Source organism: Paenibacillus durus, assembly GCF_000756615.1.
In the GTDB taxonomy this organism is placed as follows: domain Bacteria; phylum Bacillota; class Bacilli; order Paenibacillales; family Paenibacillaceae; genus Paenibacillus_AQ; species Paenibacillus_AQ durus.
Genome location: NZ_CP009288.1, coordinates 1,671,291 through 1,692,077, shown reverse-complemented (window position 1 = coordinate 1,692,077; position 20,787 = coordinate 1,671,291). Strand labels below are relative to the sequence as shown.

Annotated in this window: 20 protein-coding genes; 4 read left to right on the top strand and 16 right to left on the bottom strand. The window is 54.4% G+C overall.

Annotation, left to right across the window (positions count from 1 at the left end; all coding sequences use genetic code 11):
• Positions 1 to 149: 149 nt before the first annotated feature.
• The gene (moaA, locus tag PDUR_RS07680; RefSeq protein WP_042205759.1) at positions 150 to 1,163 is read right to left on the bottom strand and encodes a GTP 3',8-cyclase MoaA; all 1,014 of its coding nucleotides are present in this window, start codon (positions 1,161 to 1,163) and stop codon (positions 150 to 152) included.
• A 282-nt stretch (positions 1,164 to 1,445) separates the two neighbouring features.
• Here moaA and PDUR_RS07675 point away from each other — a divergent pair, with 282 nt between their 5' ends.
• The 4 genes from PDUR_RS07675 (at position 1,446) to PDUR_RS07660 (ending at position 4,227) form a co-directional block, all read left to right on the top strand.
• On the top strand, positions 1,446 to 1,664 hold the full coding sequence (locus PDUR_RS07675; RefSeq protein WP_042205758.1) for a PspC domain-containing protein: 219 nt from the start codon (positions 1,446 to 1,448) through the stop codon (positions 1,662 to 1,664).
• A gap of 21 nt (positions 1,665 to 1,685) precedes the next feature.
• Complete coding sequence (locus tag PDUR_RS07670; protein WP_042205757.1) at positions 1,686 to 2,378, top strand: PspA/IM30 family protein; 693 nt, start codon at positions 1,686 to 1,688, stop codon at positions 2,376 to 2,378.
• Between the two features lie 140 nt (positions 2,379 to 2,518).
• Complete coding sequence (locus tag PDUR_RS07665) at positions 2,519 to 3,421, top strand: stalk domain-containing protein (RefSeq protein WP_042205756.1); 903 nt, start codon at positions 2,519 to 2,521, stop codon at positions 3,419 to 3,421.
• Between the two features lie 86 nt (positions 3,422 to 3,507).
• Positions 3,508 to 4,227 (top strand): 3'-5' exonuclease, encoded by a 720-nt coding sequence (locus tag PDUR_RS07660; RefSeq protein WP_233277499.1) that lies wholly within the window; start codon positions 3,508 to 3,510, stop codon positions 4,225 to 4,227.
• A gap of 97 nt (positions 4,228 to 4,324) precedes the next feature.
• Here PDUR_RS07660 and PDUR_RS07655 read toward each other — a convergent pair whose 3' ends face one another.
• The 15 genes from PDUR_RS07655 to PDUR_RS07590 all read right to left on the bottom strand — a co-directional run bounded on the left by PDUR_RS07655 (position 4,325) and on the right by PDUR_RS07590 (position 20,756).
• Positions 4,325 to 5,281 (bottom strand): 3'-5' exoribonuclease YhaM family protein, encoded by a 957-nt coding sequence (locus PDUR_RS07655; protein WP_042205755.1) that lies wholly within the window; start codon positions 5,279 to 5,281, stop codon positions 4,325 to 4,327.
• A 236-nt stretch (positions 5,282 to 5,517) separates the two neighbouring features.
• On the bottom strand, positions 5,518 to 5,970 hold the full coding sequence (locus PDUR_RS07650) for an IDEAL domain-containing protein (protein WP_042205754.1): 453 nt from the start codon (positions 5,968 to 5,970) through the stop codon (positions 5,518 to 5,520).
• Positions 5,971 to 6,508: 538 nt separating this feature from the next.
• Positions 6,509 to 8,338, bottom strand: a complete 1,830-nt coding sequence (locus PDUR_RS07645; RefSeq protein WP_042205753.1) for an adenine deaminase — start codon at positions 8,336 to 8,338, stop codon at positions 6,509 to 6,511.
• 168 nt (positions 8,339 to 8,506) lie between these two features.
• On the bottom strand, positions 8,507 to 9,733 hold the full coding sequence (locus tag PDUR_RS07640) for a pyridoxal-phosphate-dependent aminotransferase family protein (RefSeq protein ID WP_042205752.1): 1,227 nt from the start codon (positions 9,731 to 9,733) through the stop codon (positions 8,507 to 8,509).
• Positions 9,730 to 11,019, bottom strand: a complete 1,290-nt coding sequence (gene allC, locus PDUR_RS07635) for an allantoate deiminase (RefSeq protein WP_042205751.1) — start codon at positions 11,017 to 11,019, stop codon at positions 9,730 to 9,732. The genes PDUR_RS07640 and allC overlap by 4 nt, the downstream gene beginning before the upstream one ends.
• Entirely contained in the window at positions 11,016 to 12,410 is a 1,395-nt protein-coding gene (locus tag PDUR_RS07630; RefSeq protein ID WP_042205750.1) for an allantoinase, read from the bottom strand. Before PDUR_RS07630 ends, allC begins: the two co-directional genes overlap by 4 nt.
• A 56-nt stretch (positions 12,411 to 12,466) precedes the next feature.
• Entirely contained in the window at positions 12,467 to 12,844 is a 378-nt protein-coding gene (uraH, locus tag PDUR_RS07625; protein WP_042205749.1) for a hydroxyisourate hydrolase, read from the bottom strand.
• Between the two features lie 193 nt (positions 12,845 to 13,037).
• Positions 13,038 to 13,508 (bottom strand): 2-oxo-4-hydroxy-4-carboxy-5-ureidoimidazoline decarboxylase, encoded by a 471-nt coding sequence (uraD, locus tag PDUR_RS07620; RefSeq protein WP_233277498.1) that lies wholly within the window; start codon positions 13,506 to 13,508, stop codon positions 13,038 to 13,040.
• A gap of 52 nt (positions 13,509 to 13,560) precedes the next feature.
• A complete protein-coding gene (locus PDUR_RS27855; protein WP_081949432.1) occupies positions 13,561 to 13,656 on the bottom strand; it encodes a 2Fe-2S iron-sulfur cluster-binding protein in 96 nt (31 codons plus the stop codon).
• Positions 13,657 to 13,981: 325 nt separating this feature from the next.
• Positions 13,982 to 14,911 carry an ABC transporter permease gene (locus tag PDUR_RS07615; RefSeq protein WP_042205747.1) on the bottom strand — a complete coding sequence of 310 codons (930 nt, stop codon included), beginning with the start codon at positions 14,909 to 14,911 and terminating at the stop codon, positions 13,982 to 13,984.
• Positions 14,912 to 14,933: 22 nt separating this feature from the next.
• Positions 14,934 to 15,983: an ABC transporter permease gene (locus PDUR_RS07610; protein WP_407944314.1), complete on the bottom strand. Its 1,050-nt coding sequence runs from the start codon at positions 15,981 to 15,983 to the stop codon at positions 14,934 to 14,936.
• A 62-nt stretch (positions 15,984 to 16,045) separates the two neighbouring features.
• Positions 16,046 to 17,578 carry an ABC transporter ATP-binding protein gene (locus PDUR_RS07605; protein WP_042205745.1) on the bottom strand — a complete coding sequence of 511 codons (1,533 nt, stop codon included), beginning with the start codon at positions 17,576 to 17,578 and terminating at the stop codon, positions 16,046 to 16,048.
• A 142-nt stretch (positions 17,579 to 17,720) separates the two neighbouring features.
• Positions 17,721 to 18,896 (bottom strand): BMP family ABC transporter substrate-binding protein, encoded by a 1,176-nt coding sequence (locus PDUR_RS07600; RefSeq protein WP_042205744.1) that lies wholly within the window; start codon positions 18,894 to 18,896, stop codon positions 17,721 to 17,723.
• A gap of 260 nt (positions 18,897 to 19,156) precedes the next feature.
• Complete coding sequence (locus PDUR_RS07595) at positions 19,157 to 19,801, bottom strand: NTP transferase domain-containing protein (protein ID WP_052410115.1); 645 nt, start codon at positions 19,799 to 19,801, stop codon at positions 19,157 to 19,159.
• A gap of 19 nt (positions 19,802 to 19,820) precedes the next feature.
• Positions 19,821 to 20,756 (bottom strand): XdhC family protein, encoded by a 936-nt coding sequence (locus PDUR_RS07590; protein ID WP_042205743.1) that lies wholly within the window; start codon positions 20,754 to 20,756, stop codon positions 19,821 to 19,823.
• Between the last annotated feature and the right edge of the window lie 31 nt (positions 20,757 to 20,787).

Below are 20,787 nucleotides of genomic sequence, written 5' to 3'. Positions count from 1 at the left end.
GCGATAAGAACAGCTTTACCCGCCCTTATTCATAAGAGCGGGAGCGGCTTCTGCGCGAATATTTGACAATCATTCGAAATCCTCTAGCTATACCTCTATCATAGCAGATTATGGTTTTTTCGTAAAAGCCGGGGATTCATCGTTCAGGTCTAACCTCCAATATAGAACATTTCAATCTTCTGCTTGCCGCCTGCTTCATTCGTATCCCGCCCCCGCTTGGCGCTGTATTGGTTGTCCCTGTTATTCCAGATGTGTGCGATCCTGCCCGCGAGCACATCATCCGGCATTCCTGACCGCAAAAGCCCTCGGAGATCGGTTCCCTCCGTGGCGAAGAGACACGTATACAGGGAGCCGTTCGCTGAAATTCTCGCTCTTGTACATGTTCCGCAGAAGGCGTCCGAAACCGCAGAAATAATACCGACCTCCTGCTCTGTTCCTTTATACCGGTAACGGGAAGCCACTTCTCCGAAGTATTGGCCGGGAACCGCCTCAAGCGGCATCACATGCCGGCCAATCCTGTCAATAATCTCCTGTTTGGTTACGACCTTGTCCAGATTCCAGCCGTTGCTATTCCCCACGTCCATATATTCAATGAAGCGAATCGTATGTCCGGCGTCTTTGAAATATTTCGCCATCGGAACGATATCCTGATCGTTGACGCCTTTTTGAACAACCATATTGATCTTCACCTTCAACCCGGCCCTTGCTGCCGCTTCAATCCCCTTAAGCACCGGTTCGACTCCGATTCCCCTGCCGTTTATATAGCCGAACCGCTCGTCCGACAACGAGTCGAGGCTTACCGATACCCGCCTCAGTCCCGCAGCTTTTAAGTCCGCTGCATATTTGGGCAGCAGCACACCGTTTGTTGTCAGCGCGACGTCCTGAATACCCTCTATGGAAGTAAGCTTGTCCAATAAGAGCGGAAGATTGGGTCGCAGCAGCGGTTCACCTCCGGTGAGGCGTATCTTGGTCACGCCGAGAGCCGCAAATATTTGCGCAAGCCTTGCTATTTCTTGAAAATTGAGCAACTCCTGTTTGGAAAGAAAGGGATAATCCGGGCCGAAAATTTCCTTCGGCATGCAATATACACAGCGAAAATTGCAACGATCCGTGACGGAAATTCTCAAATCTTTGAGCGGGCGTTGAAGTAGGTCATTGATCATAAGTTCCTCCCGAAATCCGCATATATCTGATAAATATCATATTGTGATTCTATACTATACAGCATTATTCATAACTTTTAAAATACCAATTGCTTATGGCTAAATAAATATACTGAATTGAGCTGATTCCTCCCTCCTCTCCCTTCCCCCCGTCCAATTGCCGGAGCCTTCCCCGCCTTAGGTCGAGATTGCAAAACCGTCCCCAGCCCGTTTTACGGTATACGTGAAAATAATAGAATAAAGCCATAGATAACGGATATGACGAAAGGAAGAAATGAGATCATGAAAAAACTTTACCGTTCCGAGAGAGACAAGAAATTCAGCGGCCTGTGCGGAGGGTTGGCTGAGTGGCTGGGCATCGACTCCACCCTTATTCGGCTGATCGCCGTAATCGTCGCTATATGCAGCGTCGGCACGTTTATTCTTTTTTATCTGATAGCCAGCCTCATCGTTCCAAGCGACCCGACGGGGGGCTTCATGGATGGACATCATTATTACTAAAAAGAAAAGGGAGAGAGATCAATGAGCATATTGCAGAGAATTGCGACTTTAACGAAGGCGGCCTTGCATGAGGGCCTAAACCGGCTGGAGGACCCGGTCATGATGACCGGACAATACTTGCGCGACCTTGAAGACAAGATCGCCGAGGCGGAGCAGCGCAGCCGTGATTTGCAAGCGGCGGCCAGACTGCTGGAACGCCGGCTGAAGGAATACCGTATGCTGGCGGAGCTTAGCGAAGGCGATGCCTTAAAGGCGCTGGAAAGCGGCGACGAAGCTAAAGCGCAGCAGGCCGTTATGGCCAAGCTCACCTATACGGAGAGCGAGAAGGAATGCGCCGCTGGTCTGGAAGAGACCCGGCAGGTACTGGCCGGACTCGGATACGAGATTGCCGCAGCCAAGGAAGAGCGGGTCCGGCTGAAAGCCAAAAGGGCCGAGCTCTCCGAACGTGCCGAGCGTCTCCGCAAAGTTCCAGATAACGTCACCCCCGCCCCTTCCCGCGCTGCCTTCTCCGGCCTAAATACACATTCCGCCGCCCGGGGATTCGAGCGAATGGAAGAAAAAATAGAGGAATGGGAAGCAAGACAGACGGTACCGGGCCGGTATGTGTCTCCGGCTGCCGGCACAGAAGGCAGCCCCGCTGACGCCCGCGTGAAGGAACAAGCCGCAGCCGAACTGGAGCGCTTGCGCGAGCGGACGAAGGGCAGCGAGCAGTAAGAATATATTGAATTTGCTGTACAAAATGGGTACTCTCCTTAGCAGGGAGAGTCCCCTTTTTTGTTGTAAGATTCTGTAACTTATCAGACGATTTCGCGTCTAAGATTACGAGAATTCTTTTTCAGGGAGGAATGTATCTAATGAAGAAGCTGGCAAGTCTGGGCTGCGCTTCAATTCTTACTCTAGCCATCGTTTCGGGAGGGACATCCTTCGCCGCTGGCGAAATTGAAGTGATCGTAAACAATAATGCAGCCGGGCAGGGAACATCCGCCTATCTGGCGAACGGTACGACTATGGTACCCTTGAACGTTGTGCGGCAGATTCCGGGAATATCGGTAAGCTGGGATAACAAGTCCAAGACGGTAACGGTTATGAGCGGCAGTAAAAGGATTCGTTTGGCTGCCGGCCAGAAGACAGCCTTCGCTGATTCCGGTAAAATTACGCTCTCCATGCCGGCCACTCTGGAAAAAGGGCGCATCATGGTCCCTTTACGTTTTATCGCCGAAGTCTCAGGCGCTTATGTAACCTGGAATTCCCAATCCCGCACGGTGTATGTGGCCAAGGCCGATAATAAATTGAAGGAACGCCTGGCTTCAGGTAATCTAACCGATGCGCGCAGAGCGGCCCTGCAGCTGCCCCGCGTAAGCATGATCCGGAATCTTGAACCGACGCCATCCTCTTTGGAGGGCCAAAGCTTCACCTACTATTTTCTGGAAGGCGAATATAAGCGGTTCTTAATCGGAGGCGGCGACCTCCTCTCTTACTATGAAGTGGTGAATGAACGAAGCCAGCTGATCTGGACAGCAAGACTGGTTGGCAGTGCAGAGACGGACAGCCTCCTGTTTCTCAAGGAAACCAAGGCATCCGAGGAAAGCGGCGTCCGGCCCTTACTGAATAGCCGGCTCGCCTACTTTCATGTCATGCCCCATATCGGCGCAGCCTCCTACGGATTTATCGGCCCGGATGGAACTGTAACGGAGCTCGGCACCAAAGATGTCACCATGAACGAGGAAGTCGTCGATATTCCGGAAGAACAGAAGTGAATACACTCTTTTTTCATACACGACCTCTGTTATACTTAATAGATGGAATACTATCAATCTATTACCAAGGGAAGACAGGAGCCGGTATGATGGATTTTGTGGCAATCGATTTTGAGACGGCGAATGCCGGCCGGGCCAGCGCCTGCGCGCTGGGACTGGTTGAGGTCAAGGACGGAATCATCGTGTCCGAACAGGCTTGGCTGATTAACCCGGAGCAGCGCTTCGACCGCAGAAATATCGCCATCCACGGGATAACGCCCGAAATGGTAGCCGGGCAGCCGACCTTCCGCGAGCTGTGGCCAGTCATTGAACCGCTTATCCACGGAAAAAATATTGTGGCGCATAACGCTTCCTTCGATATGAGCGTACTCCGTTATGGACTCGATCAGTGCTCCCTGCCCTATCCGTCCTTTCAATATTGGTGCACCTACTTGCTGGCCAAAAAAATGCTGGCCGATCTCGGCTCTTACCGGCTGAACATACTGGCCGAATATTTCGGCATCCCCCTGCGGCATCACGACGCGCTTGAGGACGCCCGCACCGCGGCGGTCATCCTGGTGAAGCTCGCGGAACGGTTCGGGCATTCCGGCCTGCTGGCGCTAGCGGAAGATCTGGGCTGCCGGATTGGCACGCTGCATGCCGGAGGTTATACTCCGTTCTCGATTCCGGCGCGCAAGCCATCCCGCAGCAAGGCGAAAACGGGCGGGAACAAGTCCGCAGCCGTCTCGGCGGAATCTGCCGAAGCACTTCTTCAGAAAGCGGAAACCGCAGCCGCCCGAGAAATGCTCGGTCCGGGTAAAGAATAAAGAAGGGGAGGCTTACTCCTATTCAGGATATGCCTCCCCCGTCTATGGCCGGTCTTCGCCGATAACAGGCGTTACCCGGCTTTTTTGCCGACTGGATTTACAGCTTCATCCGATAAACCGCTTTATTCTCCAGCCCACGGATAAACGGCGTCCAATCTTCACTCTCCGGCGTCGTATCCAGCGCATCCTCAACCATTTGAAGCTTGGCGTCCATGGCGTCGATATGGTGAAGCGCTACCGCCTCGGCCGTCTGGGGCTGCACCGGACTTCCCCATTCCCCAAGATTGTGATGCGACAGCACCAGATGCTGAAGCCCGAGTACCTTCGGGGACCCCAGGTCGATATTTGAACGTATGGCCGCTTCCGTAATCCAGCTGGAAGCCATCGCGATATGCCCGAGCAGCTTGCCCTGGACACTATAATCCGATACAATGCCAAGCTGGGATATCATTTCCTCCGGCTTGGCGATATCATGCAGGATAATACCCGCTTTCAGCAGATCGGGATTCAGAAATGGCCGCTGCTTGCACAAAAAATCGCCAATCTCCAGCATTCGCACCATATGATAGGCAAGCCCGGCAAAGTAAGCGTGATGATGGGTCTTGGCCGCCGGATAATGCATCAGCTTCTCCTCCACCTTGCCCACACAATACGCAACAATTGTCCGGATCTCCGGGTCGCTTATGGAGCCCATGGCCTGCTTGATCGTATAGATTAAATCTACCGGACGGATGGGCGCGGAGCGGATAAAATCTGTCAGAGCTACACCATCCTTCTCCGTAGCCAAACGCATTTTACTAATCTTGATTTGCAGCTTCTCCCGGTATAAATGGGCGAGACCTTGAACCTTAACAAGACCCATCGGAAAAAAAGTCTCTTTGTCCGCAGTCGACACATCCCAATACTTCGCGGACAGCTGGCCGCTGGAATCGCTGAGTACGACATCGAAATAATCCTTCGGCGGATTACCATTCGTTTGTTTGACCGTCAATTCCCTAATCAGATAAAAGCCGATGAATTCATCTTGCGGTGCCAGTTGGTTGATTTGCTTCATGATGAGCCTCCTACTTATCTTAAACCTTATTCCCACAATAATTTTGACGCCGGCCGCTTCAATCCCTTCAAAATACTTCAATAAAGATAAAATACCTTCTCGGCTTCAGGTTCGGCATTCTTAAATTTACTTAAAAAGACCGCCTCTATCAATCCACAATCGGCGAGTGTGAATTGATAGAGGCGGTCTGCTTCAGGGCGGTAATAACCGGCAAGTGTCTATACGGTGCACGGCGCTTAAGCGCTCAGCTCTTTATATTTCTCGGTAAGCTCTTCGAACCATTGTCTGTCCTGCAGCGCCAGCGCAAAATCGATCAGCTCGGCGATTTCGTTCTTCCCAAGGTCCGGCTTATCGTTAAAGTTAACCTCAGCAACAGCATTAGCTTCAATTATAGATCCTTCGGAAAAATCAAACGAAAACTCCAGGTCGATGTCGCTTTCCAGGTACTCATTGCGGAGAAAATACAGCACTTCACACATCAGAACTGGCCTAACCTGATCTTCAAAAACACAGTCCATTACTTTTGCCCAATAGTGACGGTTGGTCAGATGCAGCTTGTCATCATTTAAGAGACTCTTCTCACCTTGAAAATCATTGACAAATCTCAGTTCAAGCGGCTCCATCTTAAAGATACTGGCGATTTGCTTCTTGGCGATACTCACGATCTCATTCGTTTCCAATCTAATCATCTCTTGTTCCCCCATCCTAAAATTTAATTTGGGCTTTGCGTTAAGCTTAGAACAGTAGACCTATCACATCGGCAATGATTCATTTATTTGTTATATCGTCTATGGATTGCCCTTAATTAATATTATATTAGCATCTTTTCCGAAAAAATGTTTCATCCCTATTCAATTTGGTTAATGTTTTTAGCCCCAAAACGCTCAAATTTCATTTAAAATTCAAATTTTCAAAATGAAAATGTAATTATTTATTAAAAAAATAACAAAATCCCATTTGCTTATTGCCATATCTATCGCCTAAAGCAAACAAAAATCCGCTGCCCGAAATGACACAGCGGATTTTTGTTGATGAAGATAATTATGGGGGTAACAAATGACCAGGGTTACTCACTGCGAGAACATCCGGGCCGGTCGGTTACCCGTCTCGAAGTGCTGCGTGGATGCCCTCTGTTCTGAAGGCCCACACCAGCCCTAAGGACAATATGCGAAACAGCTTCTGGCTCAATTGGGCGCAGGAGGATAGAGTAATCCCGTCAGCCGGATTTTATATAGACGCGTTGACGCTCTCCTCGTAGAACAACGGCACCAGTTGGATACCATCCTCCGGCGTAATCCGCACGAGACCTTTGTCGGAAAGGCGAAGGGTCGGAATAACCGCAAGGGCAAGCAGCGATAGCGTCATGAAGGCATAATTGAGGGTACAGCCCGCATCATATAGCGCCTTGCTGATTGCGGCTGACTGGGCGGCGGCGACTTCAAACGGCTCGGCGGACATCAGTCCGGCAATGGCGAGCGGGAACAAGGTCGTGCCGGACCCCGTGATAACCGCAACTCCGCCCTGCGCGTCGGCGACAGCATGTACCGCCTTAGCCATAAGTTCGTCGTCGCTGCCGATCACAAGCACATTATGGCTGTCATGCGCCACGGTCATGGCAATGGCCGCGGGTTCATGGAACCCGACTCCCTCCACCACTCCGACCGCCATATTTCCCGTTCCTTTATGGCGCTCCAGAACGGCGATTTTGCATAAGCCGCCCCCTACCTGAAGGTTCCCTTCCAATACGGGCAAGGACAGAATACGTTCCATTGTCTCCACATGGTTTTCCAGCACCTTAATAACCCGGGTGCTTACATTACCGGACTCCACCGGCGCCTTGATAACAAAATCTCCGGCCGTCGGGCGCTTCGGCAGATGAACGGAAGCCAGCACTTCCTGAGGATAGGCAAAAGAAGGCAAGGACACCGTCATAGCTCCATTCTCGGCCACTACGGTCCCGGCGGCAATCGTCATGACGACGTTGACGTCGGCGAGATTGCCGTCCAGCAGAATAATGTCGGCGATATTGCCCGGAGTAATAGAGCCGATATCGCGGGCAACGCCAAAGCGCTCGGCGGTGTTGATCGTCGCCATCTGGAAGGCGGTCACCGGCTTCACCCCCTGGGCAATGGCATGCCGGACCACGAAGTCCATATGGCCTTCGTCCCGCAGCGATTCCGAGCTGCGGTCGTCGGTGACGAGCATCATCCGCCTTGGGTCGAGGCCATGCTCCGTATGCGCCGTAATCGTCTTAGCGACATCATGCCAGGCGGAGCCGCGGCGCATCTTGGCGTACATACCCAGCCGCACGCGCTCGATCACATCCTCGGCGGTCACGCACTCGTGATCGCCGGTTACACCGGCTGCCGCGTATACAGGCAGCCTCCAGTCGCTCGCGGGCCAGGTGAAATGCCCGTCGACATAACCGCCGGCGCGAAGAGTAGCCTGAATTTCTCCGAGCATTTTATCATCGCCGTAGACGACGCCGGGAAAGTTCATCACTTCACCGAGCGCGATGACATCGTCTCCCCAGGTGAAAGCCTCCGCCACTTCCTCCGGCCCGATCGCCGCTCCGGTCGTTTCGAATTCGGGACCCGCCGAAGGAACGCAGGAGGCAACCTGCATGTATGCGGCAAGCGGAGTCGTACGCATCTCTTCCAGCATCAGCTTGATTCCTTTTAATCCGAACACATTGGCGATTTCATGAGCGTCGAAGAAGCCGCCGGTCGTTCCGAGCGGAAGAACCGCGCGCGCAAATTCAGTGACGGTCAGCTGCGTGCTCTCAATATGGCAGTGTCCGTCCAGCAGGCCGGGGGCGATATATTTTCCCGCCGCATCGATGATCTTGGTATTCTCGCCGATCATATGCGATACGTCCTTGCCTACATAAGCGATGCGTCCTTCCTGAATGCCGACGGACAGGCCTTCCAAAATTTCGCCGGAACACACGTTGACCAGTTTGCCGCCTGTAATAACCAGCGTTGCCGGCATGTCGCCGCGCGCCGTAGCTACAAGCGCCGGAACGCAGTCGGCGAGAGGTTTTCTTGCAAAGACCATATTGATCCGCTCCCTTCGGAAAAATAGTTAACCGCAGCAGCTTCCCTAAGCGGCAGTTTAAGAAAAAACGGCTCTGCCTTCCCCGCAGGGACGGTAGCCGTTTTTACCGATTCCATCCGGCAGGTATGTCTTCCGAATGTCTTGCGTATTTCACTTTTCAAAATTATCCTATACCTGGTCGTAGATATCAAGCGCCGCCTGAATGCCAAGTCCGGCAGGCAGCGGGTGGCCGTGGCGGAGCAGTGCCGCCTCCAGCGCGCCCAGCACCCGCAGCACATTGTTCCCGCGGCAGCTGAAGCCCATCGTTCCTATCCGCCAGATTTTCCCTTTAAGCGGTCCGAAGGAGCTGGCAATTTCGATGCCGAAGCTGTCCAGCAGCATGGAGCGGACTGATTCTCCGTCGATTCCATCCGGGATCACTATGCAGGTTACCATTGGCATTTTGCAGCCGGGGTCGCCGTAAAGCTGAAGTCCCATCGCCTCGATCCCGGCGACAAGCGCACGCTCATGCAGACGGTGTCTGGCAAATCGCGCCTCAAGCCCCTCTTCCAGTACGAGCCGCAGACCTTCACGCAGCGCGTACAGCATGGAGGTCATTTCCGTATGATGGTTCAGCCGCAATGGACTCCAGTAGTCTTGAAGCATACCAAGATCGAAATAATTGCTGCGAACCGCAATGATCTCATCGGCACCGGTGTCGCCGGTGCGCAGTCCGCGCTCCACCCGCTTGCGCGACATAATCTTGTCTTCGGCGCGCTTATTGTACGTGACCGGGGCCATACCCGACGGAACGGACAGGCATTTCTGCGTGCCGCCGATCACCGCATCAAGCTGCCAGGCATCCGTCTCGACAGGCACGCCGCCGATGGTTGCCACCGCATCGACAATCAGCAGGGCATCCATTTCCCGGCAGGCCTGCCCAATCCCTTCAAGCGGCTGCAGGCGGCCGGTCGACGTCTCGCCGTGAACCATTGCCACCACATCGGGCTTCACCTTGCTCATCTCGGCAATAATCTCTTCCTGATCGAAGACCGTTCCCCACGGCTTCTCAATGGTATGCACTTCAGCGCCGCAGCGGTCGGCGATTTCATGCAGCAAATGCCCAAAACGGCCGTAAATCGGGATCAGCACACGATCTCCCGGAGAAATCAGGCTGACCATGGCCGCCTCAATCCCTGAACGGGAGGTGCCGTCAACGGGATAGGCCCACTGATTGCTTGTAGCGAACAGCTCCCGAAGCATACCCATCGTCTCATTCATAATATCCGTAAACTCGGGATCGAACTGCCCCAGTATCGGAAAAGACATCGCCCGCAGCACGCGCGGGTCAACCTCCACCGGTCCCGGAGTCATGATGCACCGTAGTGACGGTGACAAGTCTTCGAACCGCTTCATGTCCATCTCTCCTTCGTATTTTGCGGCACTAGACCGTCTTCATCCGTTTCTTCATATCCTAGCTTATATAATAGCGCGATCAGCACCTCAAGCCCGGCAGCCAACTCTTCTGGCGGAGTATATTCCTCCGGGGAATGGCTGATGCCGCCTCGGCTAGGCACGAAAATCATCGCCGTCCCGCAGCGGGGCGCAAAGAGCTGGGCGTCGTGACCCGCCCCGCTGACCATCGCCTTGTATGTCTTGCCCTGCCGGAGACATATAGCTTCAAGCTCCGCTCTCAGCCCGCTGTTCATCGGCGCGGGAGAAGCGCTGAGCCGGAGCGTTATGTCGAGTGCAACATCCCGGCGTTTTGCTATTTCCTCAAACGCGGACGCGACCGATGAGCAGAACGCCTCCAGCTCATCCTCCCGGCTATGACGGATGTCCAGCGTGAACACCACTTCGCCGGGAATCACATTCGGCGTATTAGGGAATGTTTCCAGCCTGCCTGTAGTGGCCACCAGCGGATCTCCCGCTTCAATCGCGAAGCGTTCCAGCTGCAGCACCATCTCGGCCGCCGCAGCAAGAGCGTCGCGGCGAAGGCCCATCGGCGTTGTTCCGGCATGATTGGCCGTACCTTTGACCGTCACGGTAAACCGCCGCTGTCCGGCAATCGCAGACACGACGCCGATTTGTGTCTCTGTCTGCTCAAGGACGATCCCCTGCTCGATATGAAGCTCTACATAAGTGGAGATGTCGCTTCTAGGCGCATCCGGATTCTGATCGCCCAGGCGGCAGCTTTCCATCGCTTCTTGCAGCGTCACACCTTCGCCGTCGCGGCAGTCTTTTGCTTCGCTCCCGTCATACAGTCCGGTCACGTTGCCCGATCCCCAAAAGGTCAGCGGAAACCGGCTGCCTTCCTCTTCGGCGAAGGAGACGGCTTCCAGTGTCCGAAGCGGCGGGCCGTACACGCTGCTTAAGTAGCGCAGCGCTGTAAAGGCTGCCACTACGCCGTAAGTCCCGTCGTATTTTCCGCCATTTACAACCGTGTCGATATGTGAACCGGCCAATACGACTTTGCCGTCATCGCGCGTGCCGGTCAATCTGCCATAGACATTGCCGACGCTGTCGGCATAAACCCTCAGGCCGCTCTCCCTGACCCGGTCCAGCAGAAACTGCTGCGCCTTCTTCCATTCCGGCGTATACAGCAGCCGGGTAACTCCGTCTCCCGGCGCGCTGAACGCGGACAGTTCTTCAAGCAGTTCCAGCATTTCGGCGGCTGGAGCTTGAATGTAGGAAGCACTCATAATACCAGCTGCCCTTCACCGATTTTTATCCACTGTCCGCCTTCCGGAGAGATCACTCCCTGTTCACGGGTATAGACAAGATTACCGCGGCAGATGGTGGAAGTCACCCTGCAGGAGAGATTCATTCCAGCATATGGGCTGTGCTTGTGGCGGTAGAGCAAATCCGAAGCGGCAAGGGTGTAGGGCATATCCGGATGCAGGACCGCCAGATCGGCGTCCATCCCAAGAGCAATTGAACCTTTGCGGCCGGATAACCCGAAACGCTCCGCTGGAAGCCCCGACAGCAGCCGTGAAATCAGCGTGACCGGAAGCTTCCGCTTGTTCACTCCTTCATGGAACATCAGTTCCATGCTGCTCTGAGCACCGGAGATGCCGCCCCAGGCATCAAAGAAACTCAGTCCGGAAGCAAGCTTCAGCTCGGGAGGACAGGGCGAATGATCGGAGGCAATGAGATCAATCTTCCCTTCGGACAGCGTCTTCCAGAGCTTCTCCTGCTCTTCGGCGCTCCGCAGCGGCGGCGCACATTTAGCGACCGGTCCCATTTCCTCCATATCGTCTTCCGTCAATATCAAATAGTGCGGGCAGGTTTCCGCCGATACGTCCTGCCCTCGCAGTTTGGCTGCATGAATCATGTCGATTGCAGCGGCCGTGCTGATATGGACAAAATGCAGCCGGCATCCCGTCCGCTCCCCGTACAGCAGCGCCCGGGCGACGGCCTCCAGCTCCGCCTGCGCCGGCCGCGAAGCCGCAAAATCACGGGCTCCCGTCCGTCCGCTTCGCACCGCTTCCGCCGCGAGCATAGCCGTCATCTCATCGCTCTCCGCATGCAGCGCCAGTATGCCGCCGAGCGATGCGATCTTTTTCATCCCTTGGTACAGGGTCTCATCGTCTACCTCGCGAAAGCGTCCTTCGCCTTCTCCGCCCGGATTCGATATAAAGGCTTTGAAGCCCGTGACGCCCGCCGACCACAGCTCCTCGAGATTATCCAGATTGCCCGGAACAAGGCCGCCCCACAGCACATAATCGACAGCAGAATGACCGGCGGCCATTTCGGCTTTCAGACCGAGAGCAGGCAAATTCACCGTCGGCGGATTGCCGTTCAGCGGCATATCGGCATAGGTGGTGCAGCCCCCTGCCGCCAGCGACGCCGATCCGGTGGGAAAGCCTTCCCAGTGCCCAAACGACGGCTCGTTAAAATGGACATGCATGTCGATCATGCCTGGCAGCACATACTGTCCTTCGGCGTCAATGACGGTTGTATCTGGGCCGGCTTCTAGCCCGGCTTCCAGCGCAGCAATTTTGCCGTCGGCAATGCCGATATCAAGCTTCACGACCTCTCCGGGGAGTACCGCCAAACCATTTTTAATTACCAGTTCATAAGATTTGCTCAAGTGGGTTCCCTCCCATCGTCATCAGATTTCTTCTAAAAATAAGATATATCCGGTTGTCAGCTTCCGCGATAAGTGCTGTATCCTCCGGGAGCGAGCAGAAGCGGGACATGATAGTGGCCGCCTTCGCTGCTTATATGGAAGCGGATCGGAATCAGATCAAGAAATCCAACTTGCTCACGGGACGAAGATGTCTCCGGGCTTTCCGCATTTATTTTCCGAAAATAATCTCCCGCTTGGAACAGCAGTTCATACTCGCCGGGCTTCATTTCCGCATCCTCCAGCAGAGGAGCATCCAGCCTGCCGTCCGCGTTCGTAGCCGCCTCGCGGAGCAGCAGACTCTCTCCGTTCTCCAGCCGCCTCAGCTGCAAAACAATGCCGGAAACGGGTATGCCTCGCGCCAGATCGAGCACGTGGGTAGTCAAGCGTCCGCTCATGCAGCCACCTCCCTAGACAAATTGTGGGTCGGAACGTGCGATATATCACTGCGTGTCCCGTAATTTTTGTGGAGAATATTCATAATTATGCTGGCTATTTCTGTCTTCCGAATCGAAAATCGGCCTTTGGAAGTGTTCGGTATGAGCATGGCTGGCACCCCGTTAACAAAAATGATTGGATTGAAAGATGTCTTTACTCCGCCAGGAGATCCTCCAAACGAAACTTCGTAATTTTGCCGATTTCGAATAAGGCTCGGTTCCATTCTTCCTCAGGTGATAGGTTTACCCGCTCGCTGACGGATTCGATGATGTCGTCTTTATTTTTACCACGGACAGCCAGTATGAATGGAAACTGGAATTTGTCCGTGTATTTCTTGTTCAGGTCGTTTAACAATTCAAATTCCTCCGGGGTCAGACGGTCAAGTCCTGCCCCTTTCTGCTCGGCCGCTGACAGCGGTGTTACCTGGAGCCTCGTCGCCAGATCGGGATGCGCCCGCAGCAGCGACAAAGTCTTCTCCCGCCCTGCGATTCGGGCAGCCTCCGCCATCGCTTCGTGCAGCTCGCCAACCGATCCGAAGGGACGGGAAGCGTAGGCCGATTCCGCAACCCATGGCGAATGCTCAAAAATTCCGCCAAGCGTCGCCACAAACTCTTCCTTACTCATTTTATTAATCTCTGACAGTGTAAGAGGTGAAGCAGGGGTTACCATGGTTATCCTACTCCTTTTCAATTGCTTTGTTTACGGCCCGCATAATGCCGCCATACCCTGTGCATCGGCATATATTGCCGGAAAGCGCCGCTTCCACCCTCATCTGGCGCCGCAGCGGCCCAGCTCACAGGCACTTTGTCCCGGTAAGCCCGAGACCTTTGCGCAGCACGGTCAGAAGACGGCGCGAAGGCGGCACTTCGGCAATTACAGCTCCCTTTCGGTAACTCCGGAAAACGCTCCCTCTCCCAGTATTACATTATTGGCCGCTGTTTCCAGCCTTTCCTACCAATGTCTTCCACGGTTCGGCAGCGGCAAGATTGCCTGCCGTCATCTTCGTCAATGTCAGCAAGGCTTTCTATGCCGGTCAATCAATCAGCGCCTTTGGCATCGAAACCGTTCCAGCTTTATTATGAAACCGCCTTACCGCCCTAGAACCGCTGCTCGCGGATGTACGGGACACCCAGCGATTCCGGCGTACCGGAAGGCTTGTTGCGGTTGCGGTACCCCAAATACATGAGGACAAGAATGGTTACCACATAAGGAATCATTTTCAGGAAATACGGCGGAATGGCGCTGCCAAGCAGCTGCATCCGGAAGCCTAGCGAATCGAGCGCTCCGAAGAAGTAGGCGCACAGCAGCGCCCTTACCGGATTCCATCTGGCAAAAATAACGAGACCAACCGCGATCCAGCCTCTGCCCGCTGTCAGCCCTTCGTTCCAAGTAGGGGCGACGGTCAGAACCATATCCGCTCCTGCAAGCCCGATCAGCATGGCGCCGACGGTAACGTAGCCGTAACGGATCAGCCGGACATGAACGCCCATGACATCCGCGGTGGCCGGACTGTCTCCCACGGCCCGCAGATGCAGACCCCATGAAGTGCGGTGAATGAGCAAATGCAGCACAATGACAAGCACAAAGCTTAACCAGGTCAGAACATCCAGATTTCCAAAAATATCGCCGATCACCGGAACCGGCTTCAGAAAGTCAAGATGCAGTCTCGGCAATATGCCGGGCAGCGGGTTGCCGCTGATCGACTTGCCGAGATAAGCGCTAAAGCCGCTGCCAAACAGTGTCATCGCAAGACCCGACATCGTCTGGTTGGCACGGAGCGTGATACTTAGGAAGGCATGGACCAAGCCGAGCGCCGCCGTTACTCCAACTGACGCGAGCAGCGCCGCCCCGAGATTTTCGGTACGAATAAACACAATGCAGGTTGTGACCGCCCCCATCAGCATCAGGCCCTCGGCTCCCAACTGAATAATGCCGGCGCGTTCGTTCAATATGCCTCCAAGCGTCGCCAGGAGCAGCGGCGTGCCCGCAGTAATGGCGGCGATTAATAACTGTGTGACAAAATCCATTTCTTTCGATTCCTCCTTTGGGCTACGCTCCCCGGCGAATGCGGAAGCGGGTGACCATATCGCCGGCAATCAGGAAAAACAGGATCGCGCCCTGCAGCATTTCCGAAATGGACGACGGCAGACCTATGGTCTGTACGCTAAAACCGCCGACAATCAATCCGCCGAACAGCACCGAAGTGACAACAAGCCCGAGCGGATTCAGCTTGGCAAGCCAAGCCACGATAATGGCGGTGTACCCGTAGCCCGGCGAAATGCCCTGCATCAGCTTGTGGCTTACTCCCGATACCTCGGCCATACCGGCAAGACCTGCAAGTCCTCCGCTGATCAGCATAACAATGATAATATGGCGATTGATGTGAATTCCGGCGTAACGGGCCGCGTTCGGATTCGCTCCGATCAGCCGCAGCTCGTAGCCCCAGCGGGTAAAACGGATCATCAGATAGTAAATGACAACCGCGACCAGCGCAAAGATCAGGCCGATATGCAGCCGGGTTGCTCCGAGTACAGGCAGCGATTGCGCGTCGGTAAATACCGGCGAGCCCGGCATGTTGAAGCCTTGAGGATCTTTCCATGGTCCGAACGTGACGTAATCAAGGGCCAGCAGCGCTACATAATTGAGCATTAGCGAAGTAATCAGCTCGTTCACCCCGAAATGCGTCTTCGGAATAGCCGTAAGCAGCCCCCAGAGAGCGCCGGCGGCAACGCCGAAGATCAGCATCAACAGAATCGACCAGAATCCCGACAGATTCGGAAAATAGATCGTTACGGCAGTTGCGGCTATCGCGCCAACAATCAACTGGCCCTCGGCTCCGATATTCCAGACCGATATCCGGTAGGCCACGGCGATGCCGAGTCCGCACAGCAGCAGCGGAATAGCTTTGACGAGCGTTTCGGTGATGCCGTATGAGGTTCCAAAGGCTCCCTTAACCATTTTGGAGTAGACAGTTAAGGGACTCATGCCGTTGGCATAGATAAAAATCGCGCACAGCACGAGTGCAAGCGCCACCGATAAGATCGGTGTCCACCACGGCGTACGGATACGGGATGAATCAAATTCCAGCCGCCAGGGCATCTTTCCTCCGGAAGTCTGTTTAACAGGCTGCGCAAGCGCCCTTCCGCCTGCCTTTTCCTGGCTCATACCATGCTCTCCTCTCTGCTCCGGATGCCCGCCATCATAAGGCCGATGTTTTCTCTGTCCGCCATCTCATGGGTCTCCTCACCAATAATTGCTCCGTTATAAATGACCAGTATCCGATCCGACAGCTGCAAGAGCTCATCCAGATCCTCTGAAATGAGCAGCACACCGCTCCCGGAAGCGCGGAGCTCCATAAGCAGCTCATGCACCCCCGCTGTCGCGCCGACATCAAGGCCCTGCGTCGGATGAACAGCCACCATCAACTTCGGACGGTGGGTAACTTCCCGCGCGAATAACAGCTTTTGCTGGTTGCCGCCGGACAGATGCTGGACAGGCGTATCCAGTTCCGGCGTCTTCACATCAAATTTACGAACAAGCTCCTCGGACCATGCACGGTTCTTGGCCGCTTTCAGGATGCCTAATTTCGAATGCTCCTCGGAACGGTACGATTTGAACAGCAAATTATCGACAGACCCGAGCTTTCCGGCCAAGCCGCTCTTCATACGGTTTTCCGGTACATGAGAGATGCCCGAGTCAATCGCTCCGCGAACCGAAGCTGTCTTGACGGGACTTCCGTCAAAGATAATTTCGCCTTCTCTCCACGTCCGAAGACCGGTCAGAACTTCAGCCAATTCCTTCTGGCCGTTGCCCGCCACTCCGGCTACACCGACGATTTCGCCCTTTCGCACGCTCAGGGACAGACTGTCCAGAGCCTTGCGGCCATGATCGGCATGGACGCTTAAGTTTGTAACGTTAAGCAGTTCTTCGCCCTCCGTAGCTTCGCGCTCCTGACGCTCAATAACCACTTCTCTGCCGACCATCAGCCGGGCAAGCTCGCGCTCATCGGTATCTTTGGTAACCAGCGTAGCAATCATTTTACCCTTGCGCATGACCGAAATGCGGTCCGAAGACGCCATGACTTCCTTCATTTTATGCGTGGTCATGATAACCGTCTTTCCTTCCTGCTTCATCCGGCGCAGTGTGCTGAACAGCCCTTCTACCTCACCCGGCGTAAGCACCGAAGTCGGTTCATCCAGAATGATAATGTCGGCGCCGCGATAGAGCGTCTTGACGATCTCCACCCGCTGCTGCTCCCCGACGGAAAGCTGCCATATGGGACGGTCCACCGGAAATTTTAGTCCGAAGCGTTCCGCCAACTCCTCAATTTCTTTATGTTTGTTTTTAATCCAGTTTCTCCCGCGCCAGAAAGACGACTTTTCGCCAAGCACGATATTTTCCGCTGCCGTCAAGGTCTGCACCAGTCTGAAGTTCTGAAATACCATGCCGACGCCGAGCATAGCCGCATCTTTGGGAGAACGAATCTTGGCAGATTTGCCGTGAATCAGAATCTCTCCTTCATCCGCCCTATACACGCCCGACAGCATGCTCATGACGGTGCTTTTTCCCGCCCCGTTCTCACCAAGCAGCGCGTGTATCTCGCCCGCGTTTGCCGAAAAATCGACTTGGTCGCTCGCGGTTACCGAACCGAACCGTTTGACAATCCCGCGCATTTCTACCGAATATTCCTGCATGTGGAACGCCTCCTTCCTCATAGTTGTAGTACAGGTGGGGAAGGTTCTTGGATTAAGAGCCCGCCCCACCTGTATGGTCTTCCTCTTATTTAACGGATATTACAAACGAATTTTGCATAGCTTAAAACAGGTCAAAACATGCTTATTTAGGAAGCGTTCCAACTACGCCCTTGGCCAGCCAGTTCATGCCCAGCACTTCTTCAAGTGTAAGACTCTTTCCTGCCGGAACTTTCTCATTGCCCTGGTTATCGCTGATCGGACCCGTGAAGACATTCAATTCACCGCTGATGATCTTCGCCTTGGCATCGGCCACAAGCTTCTGCACATCCTCGGGAACCTTGTTGCCGAAAGGAGCCAGATCAATCATGCCGTCAGCCATGTCGCCGGAATACTGCTCGTTCTTCCAGGTTCCGTCCATAACCGATTTTACGGTCTTCGTGTAGTACGGTCCCCAGTTCCATACCGGGTTCGTCAAATAATTGTCAGGCGCGTATTTCTTCATGTCGGAGTCGTTGCCGCCAGCGAATGCGCCGCGCTCAGCAGCCGCCTGGATCGTAGCAGGGGAATCCTGGTATGCGAGCAGCACGTCGGCGCCTTTGTCCAGCAAGCTGATTGCAGCCTGGCGCTCCGTCGTCGGATCATACCAAGTGTTTGTCCATACGACGTCGACTTTAATGTCCGGGTTTACACTTTGTGCGCCAAGCGTAAACGCATTAAGGTTGTAGATAACTTCGCTGATCGGGAAAGCGCCGACATAGCCAAGATGATTTTTCTTGGTCATTTTGCCTGCTGCAATACCCGTCAGATAACTCGCTTGATAGTTCTTTCCGAAGTAGTTGCCCATGTTCTCGGCGGTCTTAAAACCGGAAGCATGATCGAACTTGACGTTCGGGAATTTCTTCGCTACGCTGAGCGTCTGTTCCATATAGCCGAAGCTTGTCGTAAATACGATGTCATGGCTTTGCGCCAGCTCGGTAATGATGCGCTCAGCATCAGGGCCCTCAGGAATGTTCTCTATAGCATCGGCCTTAATGCCGAGTTCCGCTTCCATTGCTTTGCGCCCTTGATCATGCTGGTAAGTATAACCACCATCGCCTGGAGGCCCGATGTATACGAACGCCACCTTGGGCTTCTCTCCTGACGGCTTCGCGGACGCACCCGCCGAATCTCCCGCCGTCGCCGTGGCGGTTGCCGCCGGCTCCGAGGACGCTCCTGCGTTTCCTCCCGTATTGTTGTTGCCGCCGCAGCCTGCAAGCACAATCGCAAGCACAAACAGCAGCATGAAACTCAATTTGAATGCCCGACCCCTTTGTTTCATTGTTTTCCTCCTCCTAAAATGTCGTGTAGCATGAAAGCTAACATATTATGAACTGGCCGTTTCCAGCCGAAGCTCCGTCATTGGAGCTCTGGTCTTCAGGAATATTATATTTTTAATATACTGGAGGCCAGAGCCGTGCGTAAATTTATATAACATACGTTTGTGCATAACGACGAAAAGGAGGGGATATTTTGTGCGTTTCGCACTATCCCAAGCCTAAGAATATTAAAAATTGTAAGGAATCATAACATATGCCAGGCTTATATATCGGCAGAGTCTCGATTCCGGCCGCTTCTAAGCATCCACTCCCGGCGAACTTCTATGAAATCCCCTTCCGTATCAGCATCCATGAAGAATAAGGGAGACTCCCCTTCAATTACCGCGCCTTTATAGTCCGGGGAACGGAATATGCCTGCCGCGCCGCGGTCGCCATCGAGCTGCTGGAGCGCCGGAAACAACGTTTTGGAGAACAGAGCCGGCGGCATGACCGTTCCGTTGCCATTGGAAGCGACATAATCCAGAGCCGGCGAGCACCGGAAGGTTTCAATCAGGCGGCCGACCAGCCCTGCTGTAATGAACGGCTGATCGGCAAGCGCGACCACCACCGCATCCGGTTCGGCTGGCAGCACCGCATTCAAGCCGCAGCGGAGGGAGAAAGACAGTCCTAGGTGTGCGGTTAGGCAAGTCTCCGTTCGTCTTGATCCCAGCACTCCGCTCTCGGGCGGAAGCCACTCCAGCTTGTCGTTAGCCCTCACAACTACGACCAGCGGTTCAAGGCCGCAGCGTTCCAGTTCACTGAGCGCGACGCTCCCAAGCGCCACGTCCTGCGACAGCCTCAAAGAAACCTTGGAGGTGCCCATCCGGCTGCTCTGCCCCGCCGCCAGGTAAATTCCGGCTACTTTCAACGTTATCCGCTCCTTTCGGCTACTTACGGGAACCTGATCTTCTGACCTGAATCATCTCTGCCACAATACTGACGGCAATTTCTTCCGGCCCTTCTCCTCCGATAGACAGCCCGACAGGCGCGTACAGCGTCTCCGGCGCATCCAGCCCCTCCAGCAGCATGCCTATTCTCGCTTTGGAGCCAATGATGCCTATATAACAAGGCTTATGCTTAATAACATATTCGAGAAATATGCGATCCCGCTGGAGCTGATGGCTGCAGATCAGGACGTAATCGCTTCTGCCGATATGAAGCCGGTCTGCGGCCTCGCCCGGAGAACAAACGACTTTTTCCTCTGCATCAAATCCAAGCAGTAAGCTGGTCTCGCGCCAGTCAGCGATGGCAATGCGAAAGCCGGTTCTGACCGCTAAATCCGCGATGGGGCGTGCGTCATGCCCGGGACCAAACAGAACAAGACGCGGCTTGGGAACAAGCAGCGTTACGAACGAAGCTTCACTCCAGCCATCATCCGCCCGCATCTCCAGCGCTCCGGCAGCCGCTTCCAGCGAATAGGCATAGTTCCCGCCTGCTAGACTCCGCCGCAGCATCACGCTTTGACCGTAGGTCATGAGGCCATGGGCTTCAAGCATCAAATTCCTGAGATCCCCTTTTACCGGCTCCAGCACTACCTTAATCTTGCCGCCGCAGCCCACCGCTTCTCCCCATGAGAAATCATCCTGAGACAGCATATCATATTCCACGGTCTCTGGCATCCCTGATTTCCACACATCCCCGGTTCGGAGCTGCAAATCGCTTTCCAGACATCCAGGGCTAAGGCTTCCTATCGTTCCCTCCTCATGAAATAGCATGACCGCTCCGGCCTTTCGGTATGAGTGTCCTTCTACTCCAATCAGGGTAGCCAGCACGGCGGGAGTCTCATCTCTCTTGATGCGGTTTACAATATCGTACGCGCTCATGAACTCCCTCCTTTACTCTTCAGCGACCCGT